This is a genomic window from Pseudomonas sp. W15Feb34, from assembly GCF_023127765.1.
In the GTDB taxonomy this organism is placed as follows: domain Bacteria; phylum Pseudomonadota; class Gammaproteobacteria; order Pseudomonadales; family Pseudomonadaceae; genus Aquipseudomonas; species Aquipseudomonas synxantha_A.
In genome coordinates, this window is the sequence record NZ_SPKN01000029.1 from 346,236 (window position 1) to 370,951 (window position 24,716).

General features: G+C 58.2%; 23 protein-coding genes and 2 tRNA genes. 20 read left to right on the forward strand and 5 right to left on the reverse strand.

What is annotated here, in order from left to right:
* Positions 1-67: 67 nt before the first annotated feature.
* A complete protein-coding gene (locus tag E4O97_RS15290; protein ID WP_032879436.1) occupies positions 68-1,762 on the reverse strand; it encodes a lactate permease LctP family transporter in 1,695 nt (564 codons plus the stop codon).
* Positions 1,763-2,012: 250 nt separating this feature from the next.
* On the opposite strand from E4O97_RS15290, the gene E4O97_RS15295 reads away from it, so the two are divergent.
* Entirely contained in the window at positions 2,013-2,780 is a 768-nt protein-coding gene (locus E4O97_RS15295) for a GntR family transcriptional regulator (protein WP_005791515.1), read from the forward strand.
* A 37-nt stretch (positions 2,781-2,817) separates the two neighbouring features.
* Here the strand turns inward: E4O97_RS15295 and smpB are convergent, their stop codons facing one another.
* A complete protein-coding gene (gene smpB, locus E4O97_RS15300; protein WP_005791513.1) occupies positions 2,818-3,300 on the reverse strand; it encodes an SsrA-binding protein SmpB in 483 nt (160 codons plus the stop codon).
* 167 nt (positions 3,301-3,467) lie between these two features.
* Here smpB and E4O97_RS15305 point away from each other — a divergent pair, with 167 nt between their 5' ends.
* Positions 3,468-3,902 carry a type II toxin-antitoxin system RatA family toxin gene (locus E4O97_RS15305; protein WP_005791512.1) on the forward strand — a complete coding sequence of 145 codons (435 nt, stop codon included), beginning with the start codon at positions 3,468-3,470 and terminating at the stop codon, positions 3,900-3,902.
* On the forward strand, positions 3,895-4,197 hold the full coding sequence (locus E4O97_RS15310; protein WP_248161637.1) for an RnfH family protein: 303 nt from the start codon (positions 3,895-3,897) through the stop codon (positions 4,195-4,197). The genes E4O97_RS15305 and E4O97_RS15310 overlap by 8 nt, the downstream gene beginning before the upstream one ends.
* 63 nt (positions 4,198-4,260) lie before the next feature.
* Here the strand turns inward: E4O97_RS15310 and E4O97_RS15315 are convergent, their stop codons facing one another.
* On the reverse strand, positions 4,261-4,788 hold the full coding sequence (locus E4O97_RS15315; RefSeq protein WP_005791510.1) for an outer membrane protein assembly factor BamE: 528 nt from the start codon (positions 4,786-4,788) through the stop codon (positions 4,261-4,263).
* Positions 4,789-4,886: 98 nt separating this feature from the next.
* Here E4O97_RS15315 and fur point away from each other — a divergent pair, with 98 nt between their 5' ends.
* Positions 4,887-5,291, forward strand: coding sequence for a ferric iron uptake transcriptional regulator (gene fur, locus E4O97_RS15320; RefSeq protein ID WP_003194220.1), 405 nt, complete (start codon positions 4,887-4,889; stop codon positions 5,289-5,291).
* A gap of 86 nt (positions 5,292-5,377) precedes the next feature.
* Here the strand turns inward: fur and recN are convergent, their stop codons facing one another.
* A complete protein-coding gene (gene recN, locus E4O97_RS15325) occupies positions 5,378-7,051 on the reverse strand; it encodes a DNA repair protein RecN (RefSeq protein ID WP_032879439.1) in 1,674 nt (557 codons plus the stop codon).
* 254 nt (positions 7,052-7,305) lie between these two features.
* On the opposite strand from recN, the gene grpE reads away from it, so the two are divergent.
* From grpE to E4O97_RS15365, 8 genes are all read left to right on the forward strand, one after another.
* Positions 7,306-7,866, forward strand: coding sequence for a nucleotide exchange factor GrpE (gene grpE / locus E4O97_RS15330; protein WP_005791505.1), 561 nt, complete (start codon positions 7,306-7,308; stop codon positions 7,864-7,866).
* Between the two features lie 102 nt (positions 7,867-7,968).
* On the forward strand, positions 7,969-9,891 hold the full coding sequence (gene dnaK / locus E4O97_RS15335) for a molecular chaperone DnaK (protein WP_005791503.1): 1,923 nt from the start codon (positions 7,969-7,971) through the stop codon (positions 9,889-9,891).
* A 317-nt stretch (positions 9,892-10,208) separates the two neighbouring features.
* Positions 10,209-11,333 carry a molecular chaperone DnaJ gene (gene dnaJ, locus E4O97_RS15340; protein WP_005791501.1) on the forward strand — a complete coding sequence of 375 codons (1,125 nt, stop codon included), beginning with the start codon at positions 10,209-10,211 and terminating at the stop codon, positions 11,331-11,333.
* 10 nt (positions 11,334-11,343) lie between these two features.
* Positions 11,344-12,150, forward strand: a complete 807-nt coding sequence (gene dapB / locus E4O97_RS15345; RefSeq protein WP_005791500.1) for a 4-hydroxy-tetrahydrodipicolinate reductase — start codon at positions 11,344-11,346, stop codon at positions 12,148-12,150.
* Between the two features lie 259 nt (positions 12,151-12,409).
* Complete coding sequence (gene carA, locus E4O97_RS15350; protein ID WP_005791498.1) at positions 12,410-13,546, forward strand: glutamine-hydrolyzing carbamoyl-phosphate synthase small subunit; 1,137 nt, start codon at positions 12,410-12,412, stop codon at positions 13,544-13,546.
* A 105-nt stretch (positions 13,547-13,651) separates the two neighbouring features.
* The gene (gene carB, locus E4O97_RS15355) at positions 13,652-16,873 is read left to right on the forward strand and encodes a carbamoyl-phosphate synthase large subunit (protein WP_005791497.1); all 3,222 of its coding nucleotides are present in this window, start codon (positions 13,652-13,654) and stop codon (positions 16,871-16,873) included.
* Positions 16,870-17,346 (forward strand): transcription elongation factor GreA, encoded by a 477-nt coding sequence (gene greA / locus E4O97_RS15360; RefSeq protein WP_005791494.1) that lies wholly within the window; start codon positions 16,870-16,872, stop codon positions 17,344-17,346. Before carB ends, greA begins: the two co-directional genes overlap by 4 nt.
* A gap of 28 nt (positions 17,347-17,374) precedes the next feature.
* Complete coding sequence (locus tag E4O97_RS15365) at positions 17,375-17,779, forward strand: hypothetical protein (RefSeq protein WP_032879441.1); 405 nt, start codon at positions 17,375-17,377, stop codon at positions 17,777-17,779.
* A 9-nt stretch (positions 17,780-17,788) separates the two neighbouring features.
* On the opposite strand, the gene E4O97_RS15370 is transcribed toward E4O97_RS15365, so the two are convergent.
* Positions 17,789-18,097, reverse strand: coding sequence for a YhbY family RNA-binding protein (locus tag E4O97_RS15370; protein WP_003176146.1), 309 nt, complete (start codon positions 18,095-18,097; stop codon positions 17,789-17,791).
* 106 nt (positions 18,098-18,203) lie between these two features.
* On the opposite strand from E4O97_RS15370, the gene rlmE reads away from it, so the two are divergent.
* The 8 genes from rlmE to E4O97_RS15410 all read left to right on the forward strand — a co-directional run bounded on the left by rlmE (position 18,204) and on the right by E4O97_RS15410 (position 24,670).
* On the forward strand, positions 18,204-18,854 hold the full coding sequence (gene rlmE, locus E4O97_RS15375; protein WP_003194199.1) for a 23S rRNA (uridine(2552)-2'-O)-methyltransferase RlmE: 651 nt from the start codon (positions 18,204-18,206) through the stop codon (positions 18,852-18,854).
* Between the two features lie 200 nt (positions 18,855-19,054).
* Positions 19,055-20,965, forward strand: coding sequence for an ATP-dependent zinc metalloprotease FtsH (gene ftsH / locus E4O97_RS15380; RefSeq protein ID WP_032803717.1), 1,911 nt, complete (start codon positions 19,055-19,057; stop codon positions 20,963-20,965).
* An 8-nt stretch (positions 20,966-20,973) separates the two neighbouring features.
* The gene (gene folP, locus E4O97_RS15385; protein ID WP_032879443.1) at positions 20,974-21,825 is read left to right on the forward strand and encodes a dihydropteroate synthase; all 852 of its coding nucleotides are present in this window, start codon (positions 20,974-20,976) and stop codon (positions 21,823-21,825) included.
* Positions 21,826-21,841: 16 nt separating this feature from the next.
* Positions 21,842-23,179, forward strand: a complete 1,338-nt coding sequence (glmM, locus tag E4O97_RS15390; RefSeq protein ID WP_005791485.1) for a phosphoglucosamine mutase — start codon at positions 21,842-21,844, stop codon at positions 23,177-23,179.
* Between the two features lie 66 nt (positions 23,180-23,245).
* On the forward strand, positions 23,246-24,001 hold the full coding sequence (gene tpiA, locus E4O97_RS15395; RefSeq protein ID WP_005791483.1) for a triose-phosphate isomerase: 756 nt from the start codon (positions 23,246-23,248) through the stop codon (positions 23,999-24,001).
* Between the two features lie 4 nt (positions 24,002-24,005).
* Positions 24,006-24,389, forward strand: coding sequence for a preprotein translocase subunit SecG (gene secG, locus E4O97_RS15400; protein ID WP_003194191.1), 384 nt, complete (start codon positions 24,006-24,008; stop codon positions 24,387-24,389).
* Between the two features lie 22 nt (positions 24,390-24,411).
* Positions 24,412-24,497: transfer RNA gene (locus E4O97_RS15405), tRNA-Leu, on the forward strand.
* Positions 24,498-24,593: 96 nt separating this feature from the next.
* Positions 24,594-24,670: transfer RNA gene (locus tag E4O97_RS15410), tRNA-Met, on the forward strand.
* Positions 24,671-24,716 lie beyond the last annotated feature (46 nt).

Here is a 24,716-nt window from a genome sequence, read left to right on the forward strand (position 1 = left end):
TCCTCCAGAAATAGCAGACGCCGGCATCGTTGTCCGGCGTCGATTCTTACCCTATTACGTGCAGGTCTCAGTGCACCAGCATACCGGTGAACCAGTACGCCTGCGCCAGGGTGATCAGCCCGACGATGGTGGCAAAGAACAGGCTGTGCTTGAGGGTAAAGCGGAACAGATCGGACTCCTTGCCCACCAGGCCCGTGGCTGCGCAGGCCACGGCGATCGATTGCGGCGAGATCATTTTGCCGGTCACGCCGCCGCTGGTGTTGGCCGCTACCAGCAGGGTGTCGTTGACGCCAATCTGGTGGGCGGTGGTGGCTTGCAGCGAGCTGAACAGGGCGTTGGATGAGGTATCGGAGCCGGTCAGGAAAACCCCCAGCCAGCCGAGGAAGGGCGAGAAGAACGGGAAGGCGGCGCCGGTGCCAGCCAGTACCAGGGCCATGGTCGAGGACATGCCGGAGTAGTTGGTGACGAAGGCGAACGCCAGCACCATGCCGATGGACAGGATCGGCCAGCGCAGCTCAAAGAAGGTCTCTTTTAAAGTGGTAAGACCAGTCTTGATATCAATTTTCAGCACCAGCATCGAGACCAGCGCGGAGAAGAAGATCGCGGTACCGGTGGCCGAAATCGGGTCCAGCTTGAAGACGGCGGGGATGGCGGTGGGGTTGGTGACGATGGGTGCGACTTTGATCACCAGTTGGTCCAGGTGGGGGATCGCGAAGTTGAACACCCAGCTGTACATCGAACCTCCGGCCGCGAACATGGCCTTGAAGGGTTTGAGGGTCCAGATGGTGACCAGTACGGTCAGGATCAGAAACGGCGACCAGGCCTTGAAAATTTGCCCCAGGCTGTAGGGTGAAACCACTGTGCTGCGCGGCAAGCCAAAGCCGCCGGCGCTGGAGGTGACCGCTACGCTGGAGGTGGCACCGGCAATCTGCGCGCCTGCGGTGCGCTTGGGTTGCCAGATTTTCAGGAACAGTGTCAGGGAGATCAGGCTAGCGAGTGCCGAGGTGATGTCCGGCAGTTCCGGGCCAATGAAGTTGGAGGTGAAGTACTGGGTGACGGCAAAGCTCAAGCCGGCCACCAATGCCGCCGGCCAGGTTTCACGCACGCCGCGCAGGCCGTCCATCATGAACACCAGCCAGAAGGGCACGAACAGCGACAGCAGCGGCAGTTGGCGGCCGGTCATGGCGCCGATCTTGAACGCATCAATGCCAGTGACCTGGCCTGCGACGATGATCGGAATGCCCAGTGCGCCGAACGCCACCGGCGCGGTATTGGCAATCAGGCACAGGCCCGCGGCGTACAGGGGGTTGAAGCCCAAGCCCACCAGCAACGCGGCGGTGATTGCCACGGGTGCGCCGAACCCGGCCGCGCCTTCCAGGAAGGCGCCAAAGCAGAAGCCGATCAGCAGCACCTGCAAGCGCTGGTCATCGGTGATCGACAAGACGGAGCTGCGGATGATCTCGAACTGCCCGCTCTTGACCGTCAGCTTGTAGAGGAACACCGCCGCCACGATGATCCAGGCGATCGGCCACAAGCCATAGGCAAAACCGTAACCGGCCGCTGCCAGGGCCATGTCGACCGGCATCTGGAAGGCGAAGATGGCGACCAGGATCGACAATGCCAGGGTGATGCTGCCGGCCACATGGCCTTTGAGGCGGAATACGGCCAGGGCCAGGAAGAAGAACACGATTGGAATAACGGCGGCCAGTGCGGACAGGCCAAGGCTGCCGAGAGGGCTGTAGAGCTGTTGCCAGGTTTGCATATGGGGTGGCCCCTGATTGTTGTTGTTTGGTCAGCTTGGATAATTGGTAATACCAATTTACAGCCGCTGTGGGCTAGATTAAGAGCCTTGGCAGGGGTGTGTCAATTTGCCGCTCGTCAAACTTTGGTCTGAGAGTGGCTGTCGAGTGTTCTGATCGGGTAAATCGAAGGTGTTCTGATAGGTGCTGCCAGCGCGGCGATAGGCCAGAATAGGGGCCCCGGCGAGTGGTCGGGATGGTGGAGAGTGAGTTATGGGGTTTGATCAGGTGCGTCAGCGCCGTTTGTCTGACGATATTGTCGAGCAGCTTGAGGGCATGATCCTTGAGGGCACGTTGAAGTCGGGCGAGCGCTTGCCGGCCGAACGCGCTTTGGCTGAACAATTTGGTGTGTCGCGCCCTTCATTGCGTGAGGCGATCCAGAAGTTGGCGGCCAAGGGGTTGCTGGTCAGTCGACAGGGCGGCGGCAACTATGTGGTGGACTCCCTGGGCTCGACCTTCAGTGATCCGCTGCTGCATCTGCTGGAAAATAATCCCGAGGCGCAGCGCGACCTTCTGGAGTTTCGCCAGACTCTGGAGGCTTCGTGTGCTTATTACGCGGCATTGCGTGCTACCGAGGTCGACCGTGAGCGACTGACGGCGGCGTTCGAAGCGCTGCAGGACTGCTATGCGCGAGCCGACGAGGTGAGCCGAGTGGAGGAGGGCGCTGCGGATGCAAGGTTTCACTTGGCGATCGCCGAGGCCAGTCATAACGCGGTGCTGCTGCACACCATTCGCGGGTTGTTCGACCTGCTCAAGCGCAACGTGGTGACCAATATTGGCGGTATGTATCAGCAGCGCACCGAGACCCGCGACATGCTGATCAGTCAGCACCGGGACTTGTACCTGGCGATTATCGAGGGGCGGGCCGAGCAGGCGCGCGACGTTTCAACACGTCACCTGTTGTACGTGCAGGAAGTGTTGGAGGAAGTGCGGCAGGAGGTTCAGCGGGTAGCGCGGGCGGAGCGACGTAAGGGCATGTAGCCACGGGGGGGGGCCCGCGGCTACATCATTACAAGGGTTAGTCTTCCTTGCCCTTGTTGCGCACGGCGCGATGCAGTTCGCGATTGGAGTCGCGCTCGCGTTCGGTGTCGCGCTTGTCGTATTCCTTCTTGCCCTTGCCCAGTGCGATTTCGCACTTGACCAGGTGCTTGCTCCAGTACCACGACAGGCAGACGCACGCGTAGCCTTTTTGCTGCACGGCCGCGGCGAGCTTTTCGAGTTCGCGGGCATTGAGCAACAGCTTGCGCGTGCGCACCGGGTCGGCAATCACGTGGGTGCTCGCGGTGGTCAGCGGGGTGATATGACTGCCGAGCAGCCACGCCTCGCCATCCTTGAGCAGCACATAGCTGTCGACCAGCTGCAGTTTGCTGGCACGCAGACTTTTTACTTCCCAGCCGGCCAGGACCAGACCAGCCTCGAACCGATGTTCGATGAAGTAATCGTGTCGCGCCTTTTTATTTTGCGCGATGGTCCCTGTGGGGTGTTTCTTTTGTTTAGCCATAGGGGCGGCATTATAGGGAGTTGCGAGCGTGTCGGCTACGGTCAACCTGCGTGCTTGAGCGTGTTGGACGAATCCCGGACAATACGGGCAGTTCTTTGGTTTTTTTCTCTCGCGGATCGGGCTGTACTTTCGCGACGTTTGCCTTAAGCAGTGGAAGTAACGCTCACATGACGACGCATATTCAACGTTCGGCCCTGCTGCCCTATCCGGCACAGGCGCTCTATGACCTGGTCAACGACGTGGCGCGTTACCCGGAATTCCTGCCTTGGTGCTCGACTGCCGAGGTTTTGGAGAGCAGTGATGAGCATATGGTCGCCAGTGTTGGTGTGGCCAAGGGGGGCCTCAGCCAGCATTTTGTTACGCGCAATGTGCTGGTGCCGGGCAAATCCATTGAAATGAATTTGCAGGAAGGGCCGTTCACCCAGCTGCACGGCGTGTGGGTGTTCAAGGCGCTGACAGATAAGGCCTGCAAGATCAGTCTGGATCTTTCATTTGATTACGCCGGCCCCATTGTGCGGGCGACGTTGGGGCCACTGTTCAATCAGGCGGCAAATACTTTGGTGGACGCTTTCTGTCAGCGAGCCAAGCAATTGCATGGTTGATATTGAAGTAGTGTATGCCGATGTGGGTCGCCAGGTTCTGCTGGAGGTGGCGATACCGGTGGGCACAAGCCTGAGGGCGGCAGTGCTGGCGTCGGGCATTGCAGAGCATTTTCCGCAGTTGGCGTTGGCGGACTGCCCGTTGGGTATCTTCGGTAAGGTGGTGCCGGACGCTGATGTGCGTGCCGTGCAGGCGGGAGATCGGATCGAGATCTACCGGCCATTGCTGGCAGACCCCAAGGAAATACGCAGGCTGCGTGCGGCCAAGGCGGCGATGCTCAAGCGACAGAACGCCTAGGCTTGCCAACCGGCAGGCAACAAAAAGCCCGGCATGCCGGGCTTTTTATCGAGCGCCGCAAAATTATTGCGGGCTGGTGTCCAGAGGCTGTGGCGTCGGGACGGGTACAGTTTCGACGCCGTCGACGTCTTTCTGGATCTGGTCCAGCAAGGAGCCTGGCTTGGCCGGCACCTCGGATTTCGGCTTTTCGGCTTCCTGCGCAGGCGCGGTCACGTTGGTGCCGCTGTCCTTGCCCAGCAAGGCTTCATCGCGGCTTACGCCGGGCATGAAGTCACCGGACAGGCTCACGAGCTGGTCATTGCCATTGAAGATGACACTGACGCGCTCCTGTTGGCGTTCACCGCCACCGGGCTGCAGGCTGTAGAGATAATCCCAGCGATCGGCATGGAATGTGTCGGTCAGCAGGGGGTTACCCATGATAAACCGTACTTGCCGTCGGGTCATTCCCGGGCGTAACTGGTCTATCATGTCCTGCGTGACGACATTGCCCTGCTGGATGTCGATTTTGTAAACCCCGGGGAATGAACAACCGGCGAGTGCGAGCAGTCCCACAAAGGTGAAACTGGTTAGCAAGAGCTTGGTGTTTTGCATCGGTGGGCGACTTCCACTATCTTGGCTGGGACAACGTAAACGCCGATCATACCCGTATTAAGAGAAGCTGCGAAGCAGCATCCGCGAGAAAGCTAACCATGGTTGAAAATAGCGAACTACGCAAAGCCGGTCTCAAAGTGACTCTGCCACGAGTCAAGATTCTACAAATGCTCGATTCTGCTGAGCAACGCCACATGAGTGCCGAGGATGTTTACAAGGCGCTGATGGAGTCTAACGAGGACGTCGGCCTGGCCACGGTTTACCGTGTACTGACCCAGTTTGAAGCCGCAGGGCTGGTGGTTCGCCATAATTTCGACGGCGGTCATGCAGTATTCGAACTGGCTGACGGTGGTCACCATGACCACATGGTTGATCTGGATACCAATGAGGTTATCGAGTTCACCAGCCCTGAAATCGAAGCGCTGCAGCATAAGATTGCTGAGGAGCACGGTTTCGATTTGGTTGACCATAATCTGGTGCTGTACATCCGTAAGAAAAAGTAAAAATCGACGCAGTTTTGCTCTGCGAAACGATTGAAGGCGACCCTAGGGTCGCCTTCGTGCTTTCTATAAAGAGGAAAAGTACCCGTTCAAGCCTTCGCGGCCACGACCATTTTTTTCGCGTGAGCCAGCGACTCCTTGGTCAGGTCGATACCGCCGAGCATCCGCGCAACTTCTTCTACCCGTTCGGACTTGTTCAGCTTGGAGACGGCCGTGTGCGTCGCGTCGCTGCCGCGCACCTTGTGCACAAATAGATGTTGATGGCCCTGAGCGGCCACTTGCGGCAAGTGAGTCACCGTGAGTACCTGGCCGCGATCTCCCAGGCGACGCAACAACTGGCCAACAATCTCTGCGGTTGGCCCGCCGATGCCAACGTCTACTTCATCGAATACCAGCGTTGGTACCCGCGAGGTCTGGGCGGTGATCACCTGGATCGCCAGGCTGATCCGCGACAGCTCGCCGCCTGAGGCCACTTTGGCCAGGGCCTTGAGTGGCTGACCCGGGTTGGCGCTGACCAGCAGTTCTACCTGCTCCAGCCCATGGGGCTGCAGTTCGTGGCTGGCGTTGGCGCGCAGTTCGATGGTGAAGCGCCCGCCCGGCATACCCAGGCGCTGGATTTCCTGCTCGACGGCGCTGGCCAGGCTGGTGGCGGCCTGTTGGCGCAGGTCGCTCAGCTCCTGGGCCTTTTCCTGATAATGGCGGGCAAACGAAGCGAGCTCCTCGCCCAGTCGCTCGATGGACTCGTCGTTGGCGTTCAGTGTGTCGATTTCATCCAGCAGCTTCTGTTGCATGGCAGCCAGTTCAGTGGGCTGGATTCGATGCTTGCGCGCCAGGGTATAGATGGTGTCCAGGCGCTCTTCTATTTCCTGCAGGCGTGCCGGATCGGCATCGAAGTGGTCCAGGAAGCGGTTGAGTTCACCGACGGCTTCTTCAACCTGGATCTGTGCGCTGGTGAGCAGGGTAGTGGCCTCATTCAACGAGCCGGAAGCATTGTTCACGCTGGACAGGCGATTGAGGCTGGCTGTCAGTGCGTTGAGCACATTGCCCGAGTCGCTCTCGCTGCATTGCTCGACGACCTGGCGGCAGATACCCAGCAAGGTCTCTGCATTGGTCAGGTTCTTGTGTTCCTGCTCAAGCTGCTCCAGTTCGGTCTCGCCCAGGCCCAGGCTTTCAAGCTCTTCGAGTTGATAGCTGAGCAGTTGGTGGCGGGCGCGTTGTTCATCGCCGGAGTTGGAGAGGCGTTCCAGTTCCTGGCGTGTCTGGCGCCAGCGTTGGGCGGCCAGTTGAACCTGGCGGGCAAGGTCGGTGGCGCCGGCGTATTCGTCGAGCAGTCGGCGGTGAGTATCGGTTTTGAGCAGGGACTGGTGTTCATGCTGGCTGTGGATATCGATCAGCAGCTCACCCAGGGCTTTCAAGTCGCCAAGTGGGCACGGCGTGCCGTTGATATAGCCGCGGGAGCGACCTTCGGCAGTGATCACCCGGCGCAGAATGCACGGGCCTTCATTGTTCAGGTCGCGCTCGACCAGCCATGCTTCGGCCTCGGGAATGTCGGCCAGGTCAAAGGTGGCCAGGATATCGGCTTTGTCGGAGCCTGGGCGTACCACGCCACTGTCGGCGCGGTCGCCGAGGGTCAGGCCGAGGGCGTCGAGCATGATCGACTTGCCGGCGCCGGTTTCGCCTGTGATTACGCTCATCCCGCGATCCAGTTCGAGATCCAGATGTTCAACGATTGCGTAGTTATGTACAGACAGGTGCACGAGCATGACGGCCGCTCCCAGGCTTGAGGTCTGGTTATTTATACAGTGTTTTGTTTGTGGCTGACAATCCTGGCGCTTAGCTCGATTTGCTTGATCAATAGCTTTTTTTAGCGCGATGAGGAATGTAGGGGCAGGAAATGATCCGAGTCATGCGAAAGACTTTTGGTAACGCCCGCGCCCTTGAACCTGGAAATTGTGGCCCCATATACCGGAACAGAAGCGCGAGTCGAGATCGCGCATGATTTTGAAAGGAGAAATCTATGGCTGACGAACAGACGCAGGATACGCAAACTCCAGACGCCAATGCGGCTGCCGGTGATGAGCTGGCCACCCGCGTGCAAGTGCTCGAAGAGCAATTGTCCGCTGCGCAGGATCAATCGTTGCGTGTTGCCGCCGATCTGCAGAACGTCCGCCGCCGTGCCGAGCAGGACGTAGAAAAGGCTCACAAATTCGCGCTGGAAAAATTCGCTGGCGATCTGCTGCCGATCATCGACAGTCTTGAACGTGGTCTTGAGTTGTCTGACCCGGCCGACGAAAACATCCGCCCAATGCGTGAAGGTATCGAGCTGACGCTGAAAATGTTCCAGGACACCCTGAAGCGTTATCAGCTGGAAGCGATCGATCCGCAAGGCGGCGAGCCGTTCAATGCTGAGCATCACCAGGCCATGGCCATGCAGGAAAGCCACGATCTGGAGCCTAACAGCGTGATGAAGGTGTTCCAGAAGGGTTACCAGCTCAATGGTCGCTTGATGCGCCCGGCAATGGTGGTGGTGAGCAAGGCTCCTGCACCCGCTGCACCTTCTATTGATGAGCAGGCTTGAAATCCGCCGCAAGGCCCCCATCTATAAGTCAAGCGTTTAAGTGCTACCGCAGTTAGCCACAACTGCTGCGGCAACCAAATTCAAAGTTCGGGAGAGTAAATCATGGGCAAAATTATCGGTATTGACCTGGGGACCACCAACTCCTGCGTCTCCGTGCTGGAAAACGGCGTTGCAAAAGTTATCGAAAACGCCGAAGGCGCACGTACCACTCCGTCGATCATCGCTTACGCCAACGACGGTGAAATCCTCGTCGGTCAGTCGGCCAAGCGTCAGGCTGTGACCAACCCGCATAACACCCTGTATGCGGTAAAGCGTTTGATCGGTCGTAAGTTCGACGAAGAAGTCGTACAGAAAGACATCAAGATGGTCCCTTACAAAATCGCCAAGGCCGACAACGGTGACGCCTGGGTTGAAGTAAACGGCCAGAAAATGTCGCCGCCGCAAATTTCGGCTGAAATCTTGAAAAAGATGAAGAAAACCGCCGAAGACTACCTCGGTGAAGCAGTGACTGAAGCGGTGATCACCGTTCCGGCCTACTTCAACGACAGCCAGCGCCAGGCAACCAAAGACGCCGGCCGCATCGCGGGTCTGGACGTAAAACGTATCATCAACGAGCCAACCGCAGCCGCTCTGGCTTACGGCATGGACAAGGCCAAGGGCGACCACACTGTGATCGTCTACGACCTGGGTGGCGGTACTTTTGACGTGTCCGTGATCGAGATCGCAGAAGTTGACGGCGAGCACCAGTTCGAAGTGTTGGCCACCAACGGCGACACCTTCCTGGGTGGTGAAGACTTTGACATCCGTCTGATCGACTACCTGGTAGACGAATTCAAGAAAGAAAGCGGCATGAACCTCAAGGGTGACCCGCTGGCCATGCAGCGCCTGAAAGAAGCCGCTGAAAAAGCCAAGATCGAGCTGTCTTCCGCTCAGTCGACCGACGTCAACCTGCCGTACATCACTGCAGACGCTACCGGTCCTAAGCACTTGAACGTGAAAATCTCGCGCTCCAAGCTCGAAGCTCTGGTTGAAGACCTGGTTCAGCGCACCATCGAGCCTTGCCGTATTGCACTGAAAGACTCCGGTATCGACGTTGGCTCGATCAACGACGTGATCCTGGTCGGCGGTCAGACCCGTATGCCGCTGGTTCAGAAGCTGGTAACCGAGTTCTTCGGCAAAGAAGCACGTAAAGACGTGAACCCGGACGAAGCTGTTGCCATGGGTGCTGCCATCCAGGGTGCGGTATTGGCCGGTGACGTAAAAGACGTATTGCTGCTGGACGTGAGCCCGCTGACCCTGGGTATCGAAACCATGGGTGGCGTGATGACTGCGCTGATCGAGAAAAACACCACGATTCCTACCAAGAAATCCCAGGTGTTCTCGACTGCCGATGACAACCAGGGCGCCGTGACCATTCACGTGCTGCAAGGTGAGCGCAAGCAAGCCGCGCAGAACAAGTCCCTGGGCAAGTTCGACCTGGCTGAGATTCCACCAGCACCACGTGGTGTGCCGCAAATCGAAGTGACCTTCGACATCGACGCCAACGGCATCCTGCACGTCGGCGCGAAAGACAAGGCAACCGGCAAAGAGCAGAAGATCACCATCAAGGCCAACTCCGGTCTGTCTGATGAAGAAATTCAACAGATGATTCGTGATGCTGAAGCCAACGCTGATGCGGATGCCAAGTTTGCTGAACTGGCTGGCGCCCGTAACCAGGGTGATGCGCTGGTTCACTCGACTCGCAAGATGATCGCTGATGCTGGCGATAAAGTGACCGAAGAAGAGAAAACCGCAATCGAAGCGGCCTTGGTTGCCCTGGAAGCCGCCATCAAAGGTGACGACAAGGCTGCCATCGAAGCCAAGATCGAGGAGCTGTCGAAAGTCTCCGCACCGGTCGCTCAGAAAATGTACGCCGAACAAGGCCAGCCGGCTGACGGTGCTGCGCAGCAGGCAGAGCCAGAAGCCAAGCACGACGATGTTGTCGATGCCGAGTTCGAAGAAGTCAAAGAAGACCAGAAGAAGTAACTTGGTCGCCCGGTTGACCGCTCACAAGCGGTGACTGGTAGGATGTCGCCGCGCGGGAGCTTGCTCCCGCGTTGGCGTGTCTGGGGTATGCGAATTTTTACAGCATGCGACAACGCTCGGATGCTGGCGGTGTGATCGGGAATGCTCCTGCTTTCCGAATGGCATTCACCGCGTTTTTGGCCGGGTCCCTGGCTAAAAGCAGTAATGACCAGGATCGTTGAATTGACGTGAGTTGGGTCCGGGCCTGTATTGGGGCTCAACGAGTTTGGCAGGGTTCAGGAGGGCCAGGCCGAACGTCCTTAAGAGTGCAAAGACTTATGGCAAAGCGTGACTATTACGAAGTATTGGGTGTGGAGCGCGGGGCCAGCGAGGCGGACCTGAAGAAGGCCTACCGTCGCTTGGCGATGAAGCACCACCCCGACCGTAATCCGGATAACAAAGAATCCGAAGAGATGTTCAAAGAGGCCAATGAGGCCTACGAATGCCTGTGTGATCCCAATAAGCGTGCGGCCTACGACCAGTACGGTCATGCCGGCGTCGACCCGAGCATGGGTGGTGGTGGCGCTGGTTTCGGCGGTCAGAACTTCTCCGATATTTTCGGCGACGTGTTCAGCGATTTCTTCGGCGGTGGCCGTGGCGGTCAACGTGGCGGCGCGCAGCGTGGCAGTGACTTGCGCTACACGCTGGAGTTGAATCTGGAAGAAGCCGTGCGCGGCACCAGCGTCAATATTCGTGTGCCGACGCTGGTCAACTGCAAGCCGTGCGACGGTTCGGGTGCCAAGAAAGGCTCCTCGCCGATCACGTGCCCGACCTGTGGTGGCATCGGTCAGGTGCGCATGCAGCAGGGCTTCTTCTCGGTGCAGCAAACCTGCCCGCGTTGCCATGGCCAGGGCAAGATCATTTCCGACCCGTGCGATTCCTGCCACGGCGAAGGTCGTGTTGAAGAGTACAAGACCCTCTCGGTGAAAGTGCCGGCGGGTGTGGATACCGGCGATCGTATTCGCCTGTCGGGCGAAGGCGAGGCGGGTACCCAGGGTGGTCCGACTGGCGACCTGTACGTGGTGATCAATGTGCGTGAGCACTCGATCTTCCAGCGCGATGGCAAACACCTGTTCTGCGAAGTGCCGATCAGCTTTGTCGATGCGGCCCTGGGCGGTGAGTTGGAGATTCCGACCCTTGATGGTCGAGTCAAACTCAAGATTCCCGAGGGGACACAGACTGGCAAGCAGTTCCGCATCCGTGGCAAAGGCGTTGCGCCAGTGCGCGGTGGCGGTGCGGGCGACCTGATGTGTCGTGTGGCGGTGGAAACCCCGGTCAACCTGGGCCGTCGTCAGCGCGAACTGCTCGAAGAGTTCCGCAGCTCGCTGGAAGGCGATGACTCCCATTCGCCGAAAACCACTGGCTTCTTCGATGGCGTGAAACGCTTCTTCGGCGACCTGTAAGGACGTGAATATGCGACGTATAGCCGTAATGGGCGCTGCCGGGCGCATGGGCAAGACGCTGGTCGAGGCGGTGCAGCAACGCTCGCCGGCCTCCGGGCTGACGGCGGCGATTGTTCGCCCGGGCAGCACGTTGATCGGTGCGGATGCCGGTGAGTTGGCGTCGTTGGGCCGCATCGGTGTCTCGTTGACGGGCAGCCTTGAGCAGGTGGCTGATGAGTTTGACGTGCTCATCGATTTCACCTTGCCTGACGTGATGCTGAAAAACCTGGCCTTCTGCCGCAAGGCAGGCAAGGCCATGGTGATCGGTACGACTGGTTTGAGTGCTGAGCAGAAGCAGTTGCTGGTGGAGGCGGGCAAGGATATTCCGATCGTCTTTGCTGCCAACTTCAGCGTTGGCGTGAACCTGTCGCTGAAATTGTTGGACCTGGCAGCGCGTGTGTTGGGTGACGAAGCCGACATCGAGATTATCGAGACTCATCACCGTCACAAGATCGATGCGCCATCGGGCACTGCGTTGCGCATGGGTGAAGCTATCGCTGATGCGCTGGGCCGCGATCTATCGAAAGTGGCGGTATACGGGCGTGAAGGTCATACCGGTGAGCGCGCGCGCGACACCATCGGCTTTGCAACCGTGCGCGGTGGTGATGTGGTTGGCGATCACACGGTGCTGTTCGCCACCGAAGGCGAGCGCCTGGAGATCACGCACAAGGCTTCAAGCCGCATGACGTTCGCCAAGGGTGCAGTGCGAGCTGCGCTCTGGTTGGAAGGCCGCGAGCCGGGCCTGTATGACATGCGCGACGTGCTGGATCTGCACTAATCAGTAGCTTAAATGGGGCCTCGGGATTATCCTGAGGCCCCGTTTTTACCCGCTAAGCGACGTCCTGTCGCATTCTCCTGCCTTTAAGGCTCATTAGCGGTGGACCCAAAAAGCCTTTTTCTGTAAGCTACAGCTTTAGTGTGTCCACTAAAAGCGCGCAGAATAATTCGATGAAGAAGCGGGGTGACGTGTCCATACGTCACTCCGCTTTTTTACAACCTGCGATCGCCCTTTCAGGCTTTATTTACGGGAGGTCTTCTTGACTAAGCCAGCCATACTCGCCCTTGCTGATGGCAGCATTTTTCGCGGCGAAGCCATTGGAGCCGACGGTCAAACCGTTGGAGAGGTGGTGTTCAACACCGCCATGACCGGCTATCAGGAAATCCTTACCGATCCTTCCTACGCCCAACAGATCGTTACCCTGACCTATCCGCACATCGGCAACACCGGTACTACACCGGAAGATGTCGAGTCTGATCGTGTCTGGTCGGCCGGTCTGGTGATTCGTGACCTGCCACTGGTTGCGAGCAACTGGCGTAACACGATGTCGCTGTCCGATTACCTGAAAGCCAACAATGTTGTGGCGATCGCCGGTATCGATACGCGCCGCCTCACGCGCATCCTGCGTGAAAAAGGCTCGCAGAATGGCTGCATCATGGTCGGTGACAATATTTCCGACGAGGCGGCGATTGCCGCAGCACAAGGCTTCCCTGGCCTGAAAGGCATGGACCTGGCGAAAGTCGTCAGCGTCAAAGAGAAGTACGAGTGGCGTTCCACTGTGTGGGATCTGAAGACCGACAGCCACGCGACTATCGAGGCTGCCGATCTGCCTTACCACGTGGTCGCCTATGACTACGGCGTCAAGTACAACATCCTGCGCATGTTGGTCGAGCGTGGCTGCCGCGTGACCGTGGTGCCCGCGCAAACACCTGCCAGCGATGTGCTCGCGATGCAGCCGGACGGCGTGTTCCTGTCCAACGGCCCGGGTGACCCCGAGCCATGCGACTACGCTATCCAGGCCATCAAGGACGTGCTGGAAACCGACATTCCGGTGTTCGGTATCTGCCTTGGTCACCAGCTGCTGGCTTTGGCCTCCGGCGCCAAGACCCTGAAAATGGGCCACGGCCACCACGGTGCCAACCACCCGGTACAAGACCTGGACACCGGCGTTGTGATGATCACCAGCCAGAACCACGGTTTTGCGGTGGATGAAGCCAGCTTGCCGAGTAATGTGCGCGCCATTCACAAGTCGCTGTTTGACGGTTCCCTGCAGGGCATCGAACGCACCGACAAGAGCGCGTTCAGCTTCCAGGGCCACCCTGAAGCCAGCCCGGGCCCGAACGACGTAGCGCCGCTGTTCGACCGTTTCATCAATGAGATGGCCAAGCGACGCTGACTGAGTGCTCTGCGGGCGGCCCCGAACCACGGTGGCCCCCGCAGGCTCTTCAAGGATTGTTCTAGACGGCTTGCCGACTGACCTGCGGATTTGAGTGACAAACCCATGCCAAAACGTACAGACATAAAAAGCATCCTGATTCTCGGCGCTGGCCCGATCGTGATCGGCCAGGCCTGCGAATTCGACTACTCCGGCGCCCAGGCCTGTAAGGCCCTGCGTGAGGAGGGCTACCGCGTCATCCTGGTGAACTCCAACCCGGCCACCATCATGACCGACCCGGCCATGGCCGACGCGACGTACATCGAGCCGATCAAATGGCAGACCGTTGCCAAGATCATCGAGAAAGAGCGTCCGGACGCGCTGCTGCCAACTATGGGCGGCCAGACTGCATTGAACTGCGCCCTGGACCTGGAGCGCGAAGGCGTCCTGGAAAAGTTCGGCGTAGAGATGATCGGCGCCAATGCCGACACCATCGACAAGGCTGAAGACCGTTCGCGTTTCGACAAGGCCATGAAGTCCATCGGCCTGGCGTGCCCGCGTTCCGGTATCGCCCACAGCATGGAAGAAGCCAATGCGGTCCTTGAGACCCTGGGCTTCCCGTGCATTATCCGTCCGTCCTTCACCATGGGTGGCACCGGTGGCGGCATTGCCTACAACCGTGAAGAGTTCGAAGAAATCTGCGCGCGTGGCCTGGACCTGTCGCCGACCAAAGAGCTGCTGATCGACGAATCGCTGATCGGTTGGAAAGAATACGAGATGGAGGTGGTCCGCGATAAAAAGGACAACTGCATCATCGTCTGCTCCATCGAAAACTTCGATCCGATGGGCGTGCACACCGGTGACTCGATCACCGTAGCTCCGGCGCAGACCCTGACCGACAAGGAATACCAGATCCTGCGTAACGCCTCCCTGGCGGTACTGCGCGAGATCGGCGTTGAAACCGGCGGTTCCAACGTTCAGTTCGGCATCTGCCCGGACACCGGCCGCATGGTCGTAATCGAGATGAACCCACGTGTATCGCGTTCTTCTGCGCTGGCCTCGAAAGCTACTGGCTTCCCGATTGCGCGTATCGCTGCCAAGCTGGCTATCGGCTACACCTTGGACGAGTTGCAAAACGAAATCACCGGCGGCGCTATGCCGGCGTCTTTCGAGCCGTCTATCGACTACGTTGTGACCAAGCTGCCACGCTTTGCCTTCGAGAAGTTCGCCAAGGCTGATGCGCGCCTGACCACCCAGATGAAGTCGGTCGGCGAGGTCATGGCGATCGGCCGTACGTTCCAGGAATCCCTGCAGAAAGCCCTGCGCGGCCTGGAAGTCGGTGTTTGCGGCCTGGACGAGAAGCTCGACCTGAGCAATCCGGAAAGCATGAGCATCCTCAAGCGCGAGCTGACCGTGCCGGGTGCCGAGCGTATCTGGTACGTGGCTGACGCCTTCCGTGCCGGCCTGAGCGTCGAAGATATCTTCGGTATGAACATGATCGATCCGTGGTTCCTGGTGCAGATCGAAGATCTGATCAAGGAAGAAGAGAAGGTCAAGACTCTGGGCCTGTCGTCTATCGACCGCGACCTGATGTTCCGCCTCAAGCGCAAAGGCTTCTCCGACCAGCGCCTGGCCAAGCTGCTGGGTGTGACCGAGAAGAACCTGCGTACTCATCGCCACAAGTTGGATATCTTTCCGGTCTACAAGCGCGTTGACACCTGCGCCGCAGAGTTCGCCACCGACACTGCCTACATGTACTCCACCTATGAGGAAGAGTGCGAAGCCGCGCCGTCGGATCGCGACAAGATCATCATCCTGGGCGGCGGTCCGAACCGTATCGGCCAGGGTATCGAGTTCGACTATTGCTGCGTACACGCCGCCCTCGCCCTGCGCGAAGACGGGTACGAGACCATCATGGTCAACTGCAACCCGGAAACCGTTTCCACTGACTACGACACTTCCGACCGTCTGTACTTCGAGCCGGTAACGCTGGAAGACGTATTGGAAATCTGCCGCGTCGAGAAGCCTAAGGGCGTGATCGTCCAATACGGCGGCCAGACCCCGCTGAAACTGGCGCGTGCCCTCGAAGCCGCTGGCGTGCCGATCATCGGTACCAGCCCGGACGCTATCGACCGTGCCGAAGACCGTGAGCGCTTCCAGCAGATGGTTGAGCGCCTGAACCTGCGTCAGCCGCCAAACGCTACTGTGCGCAGCGAAGACGAAGCCATCCGTGCAGCCAGCAAGATCGGCTACCCGCTGGTGGTGCGCCCGTCCTACGTACTGGGCGGTCGCGCGATGGAAATCGTCTACGAAGAAGACGAACTCAAGCGCTACCTGCGTGATGCGGTGAAAGTGTCCAACGACAGCCCGGTGCTGCTGGACCACTTCCTCAACTGCGCCATCGAAATGGACGTGGATGCGGTATGCGACGGTACTGACGTAGTGATCGGCGCGATCATGCAGCACATCGAGCAGGCCGGCGTTCACTCCGGTGACTCCGCGTGCTCGCTGCCGCCGTACTCGCTGCCGGCGCACATCCAGGACGAGATGCGCGAACAGGTCAAGAAAATGGCCCTGGAACTGGGGGTGGTCGGCCTGATGAACGTTCAGTTGGCGCTGCAAGGCGAAGACATTTACGTCATTGAAGTCAACCCGCGTGCCTCGCGTACCGTGCCGTTTGTATCCAAGTGCATCGGTGTGTCCCTGGCCATGATCGCTGCCCGTGTGATGGCCGGTAAGACCTTGAAGGAAATCGGCTTTACCAAGGAAATCATTCCAAACTTCTACAGCGTGAAAGAGGCGGTGTTCCCATTCGCCAAATTCCCTGGTGTGGACCCGATCCTGGGCCCAGAGATGAAGTCCACCGGTGAAGTGATGGGCGTGGGCGATACCTTCGGTGAAGCGTTCGCCAAGGCCCAGATGGGTGCCAGCGAAGTGCTGCCGACCGGCGGTACTGCGTTTATCAGCGTGCGTGATGACGACAAGCCACTGGTTGCGGGCGTGGCCCGTGATCTGATCAACTTGGGCTTTGAAGTTGTCGCGACTGCCGGGACCGCCAAGCTGATCGAAGCTGCGGGCTTGAAAGTACGTCGCGTGAACAAGGTGACGGAAGGCCGTCCGCATGTGGTCGACATGATCAAGAATGACGAAGTCACGCTGATCATCAACACCACCGAAGGTCGTCAGTCGATCGCGGATTCCTACTCCATTCGTCGTAATGCCTTGCAGCACAAGATCTACTGCACCACCACCATTGCTGCTGGCGAAGCTATCTGCGAAGCGCTCAAGTTCGGTCCGGAAAAGACCGTGCGTCGCTTGCAGGATCTACACGCAGGATTGAAGGCATGATCAAATACCCAATGACCGTCCAGGGCGCCAAGGCCCTGGAAGAGGAGCACGCCCATCTGACCAAGGTTGTACGTCCGAAGCTGAGCCAGGACATCGGTACGGCCCGCGAGCTGGGTGACTTGAAGGAAAACGCCGAATACCACGCTGCTCGCGAGCAGCAGGGTATGGTCGAGGCGCGGATTCGTGATATCGAGGGCCGCATGCAGAATGCGGTGATCATCGACGTCACGACCATCCCGCATACCGGCAAGGTGATTTTCGGCACGACCGTGGAAATCGCCAACGTCGAGACTGACGAAAGCGTGACTTACCAGATCGTGGGTGAGGATGAGGCTGATTTCAAGCAAGGCAAGATCTCTGTCGGCTCGCCGATCGCTCGCGCCTTGATTGCCAAGGAAGAGGGTGACGTCGTTGCCGTGAAAACGCCGAGCGGCGTCATTGAGTACGAGATTGTCGAAGTCCGCCACATCTGAAAGACGGCGCCCGCTACGTGCGGGCGCCATGCTTTGGCAGCTCTCTCAGATGCTTTGGGTGGGCGGCCTGTGGCTGTTGCATATGGGTGTATTACCGGTGCTGGGCCTTATTGGTCTGGCACCGTTACTGATCGATGAGATCGACAAATTGCTGAGCGCGCTGCTGGTGGGTTTTGCGGCGGCGTGTGTGTTGCTCCAGGCGTTAGTGCTGGTCAAGGCTGAGGGCTTTGAGAGTTTGTGGCGGGACATTCGCGGGCAACTGCTGTTGATGGCGCTGTATGCGTGCGCGATGTTTTGCGTGGTGTATATTTGGCTGCCGCAAGCGTTGCGCTGGCAGTTATTCAGCTATCTTGTGCTAGGGTTTTCCGGTTTGGTGCTGGTCATGCAGCCGGCGCCGGGGTGGAGTGGCAGGGCGCGCGAAGCACGCCCGTGACCCTTTTCATCATTTGAAGCGATGAACGTTCGACAGTTGCTTGTTGACGCTGAAGTTCTTGCGATACAGCAGCGCCATCTTGCCGATGACCTGAACCAGGTCCGCTTTGCCCACCTTGCACAGTTCTGCAACGGCGGCCAAACGCGCTTCGCGATCAAGGATATTGACCTTGATCTTGATCAGTTCGTGATCGTTCAGTGCGCGTTCAAATTCGGCTAAAACACCTTCAGTCAACCCGTTGTCTGCCACAATCAGAACTGGTTTCAGATGGTGGCCAATGGATTTGTACTGTTTCTTCTGCTCTTGAGTGAGCGGCATAATCTGACCCCTGCGTCTGATCTTGTAAAAAGCGGCGGCCAGTTTACCCGAGCGAGTCCGGGACCGCCCAGTTAATCACGACCCGTTTTATTTTTCGAGGTGGCCCGTGGCCCGTTCCAAAACCAGCCTTAAGTGGCTACAAGAACATTTCAATGATCCTTACGTCAAAAAGGCGCAAAAGGACGGCTACCGTTCCCGGGCCAGCTACAAGCTGCTGGAGATCCAGGACAAGGATAAACTGATCCGTCCGGGCATGAGCGTTATCGATCTCGGCGCGGCCCCCGGTGGCTGGTCCCAGGTGACCAGTCGTCTGATTGGTGGGCAAGGCCGATTGATCGCTTCCGACATCCTCGAGATGGACAGCATCCCGGACGTGACCTTTGTTCACGGCGACTTTACCGAAGACAAGGTATTGGCCGAGATCCTGGAGGCTGTGGGAAATTCGCAGGTAGACCTTGTGATTTCCGACATGGCCCCCAATATGAGTGGATTACCGGCTGTTGATATGCCGCGTGCCATGTTCCTGTGTGAGCTGGCGCTGGATTTGGCAGGTCGGGTATTGCGTCCGGGTGGCGATTTCCTGGTGAAGGTCTTCCAGGGCGAAGGTTTCGACGAGTACCACAAGAACATTCGCAAGTTGTTCGACAAGGTGCAGACCCGTAAACCGGACTCTTCCCGTGACCGGTCCAGGGAGCAGTATCTGCTGTGCCGTGGCTACCGCGGTGTTGAAGGCGCAGCGAGCGAAGAGCGTTTTTGAGAAATTCGAGGAGGGCGATAGGTTTTTTTATATCGCTTTCGTCACGAAGCTTTACGAATATTGTGTAGTCAAAGTTTCACAAAGGGTTACAGACGGCGCCTGCCAGAGTTGTAGGTAATGTAGTAAGTTAGGCCGGTGAATATCATGCGAAGCGCGCGCCAGTAGCGGAGCTTGCTTCAGAGGGTAGTTAATTGAACGATATGGCAAAGAATCTGATCCTGTGGTTGATCATCGCGGCTGTCCTGGTGACGGTGATGAACAACTTCTCCAGCCCTAACGAGCCGCAGACCCTCAACTATTCCGACTTCATCCAGCAAGTTAAGGATGGCAAGGTCGAGCGCGTAGCGGTTGATGGCTACGTGATTACCGGTAAGCGCAACGACGGCGACAGCTTCAAGACCATTCGTCCGGCAATCCAGGACAACGGTCTGATCGGTGACCTGGTGGATAACCACGTGGTTGTCGAAGGCAAGCAGCCTGAACAGCAAAGCATCTGGACTCAGCTCCTGGTGGCAAGCTTCCCGATCCTGGTGATTATCGCCGTGTTCATGTTCTTCATGCGCCAGATGCAAGGTGGTGCGGGAGGCAAGGGCGGGCCGATGAGCTTTGGCAAGAGCAAGGCACGTCTGCTCTCCGAGGACCAGGTCAAGACTACCCTGGCTGACGTTGCAGGTTGCGACGAAGCCAAGGAAGAAGTGGGTGAGTTGGTCGAGTTTCTGCGTGATCCGGGCAAGTTCCAGCGCCTGGGTGGTCGTATTCCTCGCGGCGTGTTGATGGTAGGTCCACCAGGTACCGGTAAAACCTTGCTGGCCAAGGCGATTGCCGGCGAAGCCAAGGTGCCTTTCTTCACTATTTCCGGTTCTGACTTCGTCGAGATGTTCGTCGGTGTGGGCGCCAGCCGTGTTCGCGATATGTTCGAACAGGCCAAGAAGCATGCGCCGTGCATCATCTTCATCGATGAGATCGATGCCGTTGGTCGCCATCGTGGCGCTGGCATGGGTGGTGGTCATGATGAACGTGAGCAGACCCTCAACCAGTTGCTGGTAGAGATGGATGGTTTCGAGATGAATGACGGCATTATCGTCATCGCCGCGACCAACCGTCCGGACGTACTGGACCCGGCGTTGCTGCGCCCGGGCCGTTTCGACCGTCAGGTCGTGGTTGGCCTGCCGGATATCCGCGGTCGTGAACAGATTTTGAAAGTACACATGCGCAAGGTGCCAATGGGTGACGACGTGGCTCCGGCTGTGATTGCCCGTGGTACGCCTGGCTTCTCCGGTGCCGACCTGGCCAACTTGGTCAACGAGGCTTCGTTGTTTGCTGCCCGTACCGGCAAGCGCATTGTTGAAATGAAAGAGTTCGAATTGGCAAAAGACAAGATCATGATGGGCGCTGAGCGCAAATCCATGGTCATGTCCGAGAAAGAGAAGCAGAACACGGCTTATCACGAAGCCGGTCACGCCATTGTTGGTCGCGTTGTGCCTGAGCATGACCCGGTCTACAAGGTGTCGATCATTCCTCGTGGCCGTGCGCTGGGTGTGACCATGTTCCTGCCGGAAGAGGATCGTTACAGCCTCTCCAAGCGTGCATTGATCAGCCAGATCTGTTCGCTTTATGGCGGGCGGATTGCCGAGGAGATGACCCTGGGCTTCGATGGCGTCACCACAGGTGCTTCCAATGACATCATGCGTGCCAGCCAGATTGCACGAAATATGGTGACCAAGTGGGGCTTGTCGGAAAAACTCGGTCCTTTGATGTATGCAGAGGAAGAGGGTGAGGTGTTCCTCGGTCGTGGTGGTGGCGGTCAAAGTGCCAGCTTCTCCGGTGAGACTGCCAAGCTGATCGACTCCGAAGTTCGCAGCATCATTGACCAGTGTTATGGCACGGCCAAGCAGATCCTCACCGATAACCGCGACAAGCTTGATGCCATGGCTGATGCGCTGATGAAGTACGAGACCATTGATGCCGATCAGATCGACGACATCATGGCCGGTCGCACACCGCGTGAGCCTCGCGATTGGGAAGGTGGTTCAGGTACTTCGGGTACCCCACCCGTCGTTCAGAACGAACGCCCTGAGACCCCGATCGGCGGCCCGGCAGCTGACCACTAAGGTTTGAAATGACTTCTGCTTTGTCCTCTACCCGGTTGCCTTGCGGCAACCGGGTTCTTGATTTGGCCCATACGCATGTCATGGGTATTCTCAATGTAACTCCTGATTCCTTTTCCGATGGTGGCCGTTTCAGCCAGCTGGATGCCGCGTTGCGTCATGCCGAGGCGATGGTGGCTGCCGGCGCGACCTTGATTGATGTGGGCGGCGAGTCCACTCGGCCTGGGGCTCGTGTGGTATCCCCGTTGGAAGAGCTTGAGCGGGTAGCGCCCATTGTCGAGCGTATCGCCCGTGAGCTGGATGTGATCATTTCTGTGGACACTTCAACTCCCGCGGTAATGCGTGAAACCGCGCGTCTGGGGGCGGGGCTCATCAATGATGTGCGTTCGTTGCGGCGTGACGGTGCTCTCGATGCAGCTGCAGCGACCGGCCTGCCGGTGTGCCTGATGCACATGCTGGGTGAGCCCGGTAACATGCAGGACAGTCCTCACTACGACAACCTGGTCGGTGAGGTCACTGGGTTCCTGGCAGACAGGATCGCTCAGTGTGTCGAGGTGGGCATCGCGTGCGAAAAGATCATCCTTGACCCGGGGTTTGGCTTTGCCAAGACCCTGCAACATAATTTAAGCCTGTTCAAGCATATGGAGGCGCTGCATGCCCTTGGTCGGCCGCTGCTGGTCGGTGTGTCGCGCAAGAGCATGATAGGGCTGGCCTTGAATCGCCCGGTGGGTGAGCGCTTGTACGGCGGCCTCGCCCTTGCAGCGCTTGCCGTGACCAAGGGCGCTCGTATTTTGCGTGTGCATGATGTCGCCGAGACGGTGGATGTGGTGCGCATGATTGCCGCTGTAGAATCAGCCGAATAAGAATGATGGAGCACTTATGACTAAAAAATACTTTGGCACCGACGGCATCCGTGGTCGGGTTGGCGAGTTTCCGATTACCCCTGATTTCATGCTCAAGTTGGGTTGGGCGGCAGGCATGGCGTTCCGCAGCATGGGGGCGTGCCGGATCCTGGTTGGCAAGGACACCCGTATTTCGGGTTATATGTTTGAATCCGCGCTTGAGGCAGGCTTATCTGCTGCCGGCGCCGACGTAATGCTGTTGGGGCCCATGCCGACGCCAGCGATCGCTTACCTGACGCGTACCTTTCACGCTGAAGCCGGTATTGTGATCAGTGCGTCGCACAACCCGCATGACGACAATGGCATCAAGTTCTTCTCGGGGCAGGGCACCAAGTTGCCTGACGAGATCGAGTTGATGATCGAAGAGCTGCTGGATGCGCCGATGACGGTGGTCGAATCCAGCAAGCTGGGCAAGGTGTCGCGTATCAATGATGCGTCCGGCCGTTATATCGAATTCTGCAAAAGCAGCGTGCCGAGCAGTACCAATTTTGCCGGGCTGAAGATCGTTGTCGATTGCGCCCATGGTGCGACCTACAAGGTAGCGCCAAGTGTTTTCAAGGAGCTGGGAGCGCAGGTCACTGTACTATCGGCTCAGCCTAACGGCTTGAACATCAACGACAACTGCGGCTCCACGCATATGGAGCAACTGCAGGCGGCGGTTCTGGCCGAACATGCGGACCTGGGTATCGCGTTCGATGGCGACGGTGATCGTGTGCTGATGGTGGATCACACCGGCATGATTGTGGATGGTGATGATTTGCTGTTCATCATTGCCCGTGATCTGCATGAGCGTAACAAGCTGCAGGGCGGCGTCGTGGGTACCCTCATGAGCAACCTGGGGCTTGAGTTGGCATTGGCGGAGTTGGGTATTCCGTTTATCCGCGCCAATGTCGGCGACCGTTATGTGATCGCCGAGCTTCTGGAGCGTAACTGGCTGGTAGGCGGCGAGAACTCGGGACACGTCGTATGCTTCCAGCATACGACTACGGGCGACGCCATCATCGCTGCGCTGCAGGTGCTTCTGGCCTTGCGTCGTCGTGACGAGAGCCTGGCGCAGGCGCGTCAGGCCCTGCGCAAGTGTCCGCAGGTGCTGCTCAATGTGCGTTTTGCCGGTGGTGAAAATCCGATCGAGCACCCTGCCGTCAAAGAGGCTTGTGAGCGTGTTACCCAGGCAATGGCTGGGCGTGGGCGTGTGTTGTTGCGCAAGTCGGGCACTGAGCCTCTGGTGCGTGTCATGGTCGAAGGCGAGGACGAAACCCAGGTTCGCGGCCATGCCGAAGACCTGGCAAAACTGGTAACTGAAGTTTGCGCCTGAATTCGGCTTGCCAGTGATGGTGTGGTTGGGTAACATCTGCGCCCACTTTGACCGACGGGGTACAGCATGCGTCGCACTATGGTAGCTGGTAACTGGAAGATGCACGGTACCCGCGCCAGTGTCGCTGAGCTGATCAATGGCCTTCGTCACTTGGCCTTGCCTAGCGGTGTTGATGTCGCGGTTTTCCCACCTTGCTTGCATATCAACCAAGTGGTTGATGGCTTGAAGGGCAAGTCGATCCAGGTCGGCGCGCAGAATTCTGCGGTGGAGCCTATGCAAGGCGCATTGACCGGTGAGATTTCGCCGAGTCAGTTGGTTGATGCGGGTTGTGCCTATGTACTCGTTGGGCACTCCGAGCGCCGTCAGATGATGGGCGAGCGGGATGCGACGCTCAATCGCAAGTTCGCCGCGGCACAGGCTTGTGGCTTGGTTCCGGTGTTGTGCATAGGGGAGACCCTTGAGCAGCGCGAATCGGGCAAGACTCTTGAAGTTGTCTCGCGTCAGCTGGGCAGCATCATCGAGGAGCTGGGTGTTGGTGCGTTTGCAAAGGCGGTTATTGCTTACGAGCCGGTCTGGGCCATTGGCACCGGACTGACTGCTACACCGCAACAGGCGCAGGATGTGCATGCAGCCATCCGCGCGCAGTTGGCGGCAGAGAATTCTGAAGTCGCGCAAGGTGTGCGGCTTCTATACGGCGGCAGCGTGAAGGCGGCCAATGCGGTCGAACTGTTCGGCATGCCGGATATCGATGGGGGGCTCATTGGTGGAGCTTCCCTGAATGCAGATGAGTTCGGTGCGATCTGTCGCGCCGCGGGAAACTGAAAAAATGCTGGAAACAGTCGTAGTCGTTTTTCATCTGTTGGCTGCCCTGAGCGTAGTTGCTCTGGTTTTGTTGCAACAGGGTAAAGGTGCGGATGCTGGTGCGTCTTTCGGTGCAGGTGCTTCAAATACTGTGTTCGGAAGCCAAGGTTCCTCTACCTTTCTTAGTAAGTTTACTGCTATACTTGCCGCAGGTTTCTTCATAACCAGCTTAGGGTTAGGTTACTTTGCTAAAGAGAAAGCTCATGTGCTGACTCAGGTAGGTTTGCCAAACCCAGCAGTGTTGGAAGTTCCAAAAGCAAAACCGGCTTCTGATGATGTCCCGGTGCTTCAAGAGCAAAAGTCGGCTACTCCAGCGACTGACGTACCTCCAGCTCAAGAGCAGAAGTAAGAAGGGTTGTAAGCGCTGTATTGCCGAGGTGGTGGAATTGGTAGACACGCAACCTTGAGGTGGTTGTGCCCATAGGGTGTAGGGGTTCGAGTCCCCTTCTCGGTACCAATTATCAGGAGAGCCCGCTGTTGCGGGCTTTCTTGTAGGTGGAAGGTTACATTGACCCTGTAAGGGATCGGTCGTATACTTCCGCCCCAGCTTTGTCGCGGGGTGGAGCAGTCTGGTAGCTCGTCGGGCTCATAACCCGAAGGTCGTCGGTTCAAATCCGGCCCCCGCAACCAGTTTTAGCGGAGCCCCTTTTAAGGGGCTTTTTGTTAGCTGGACACT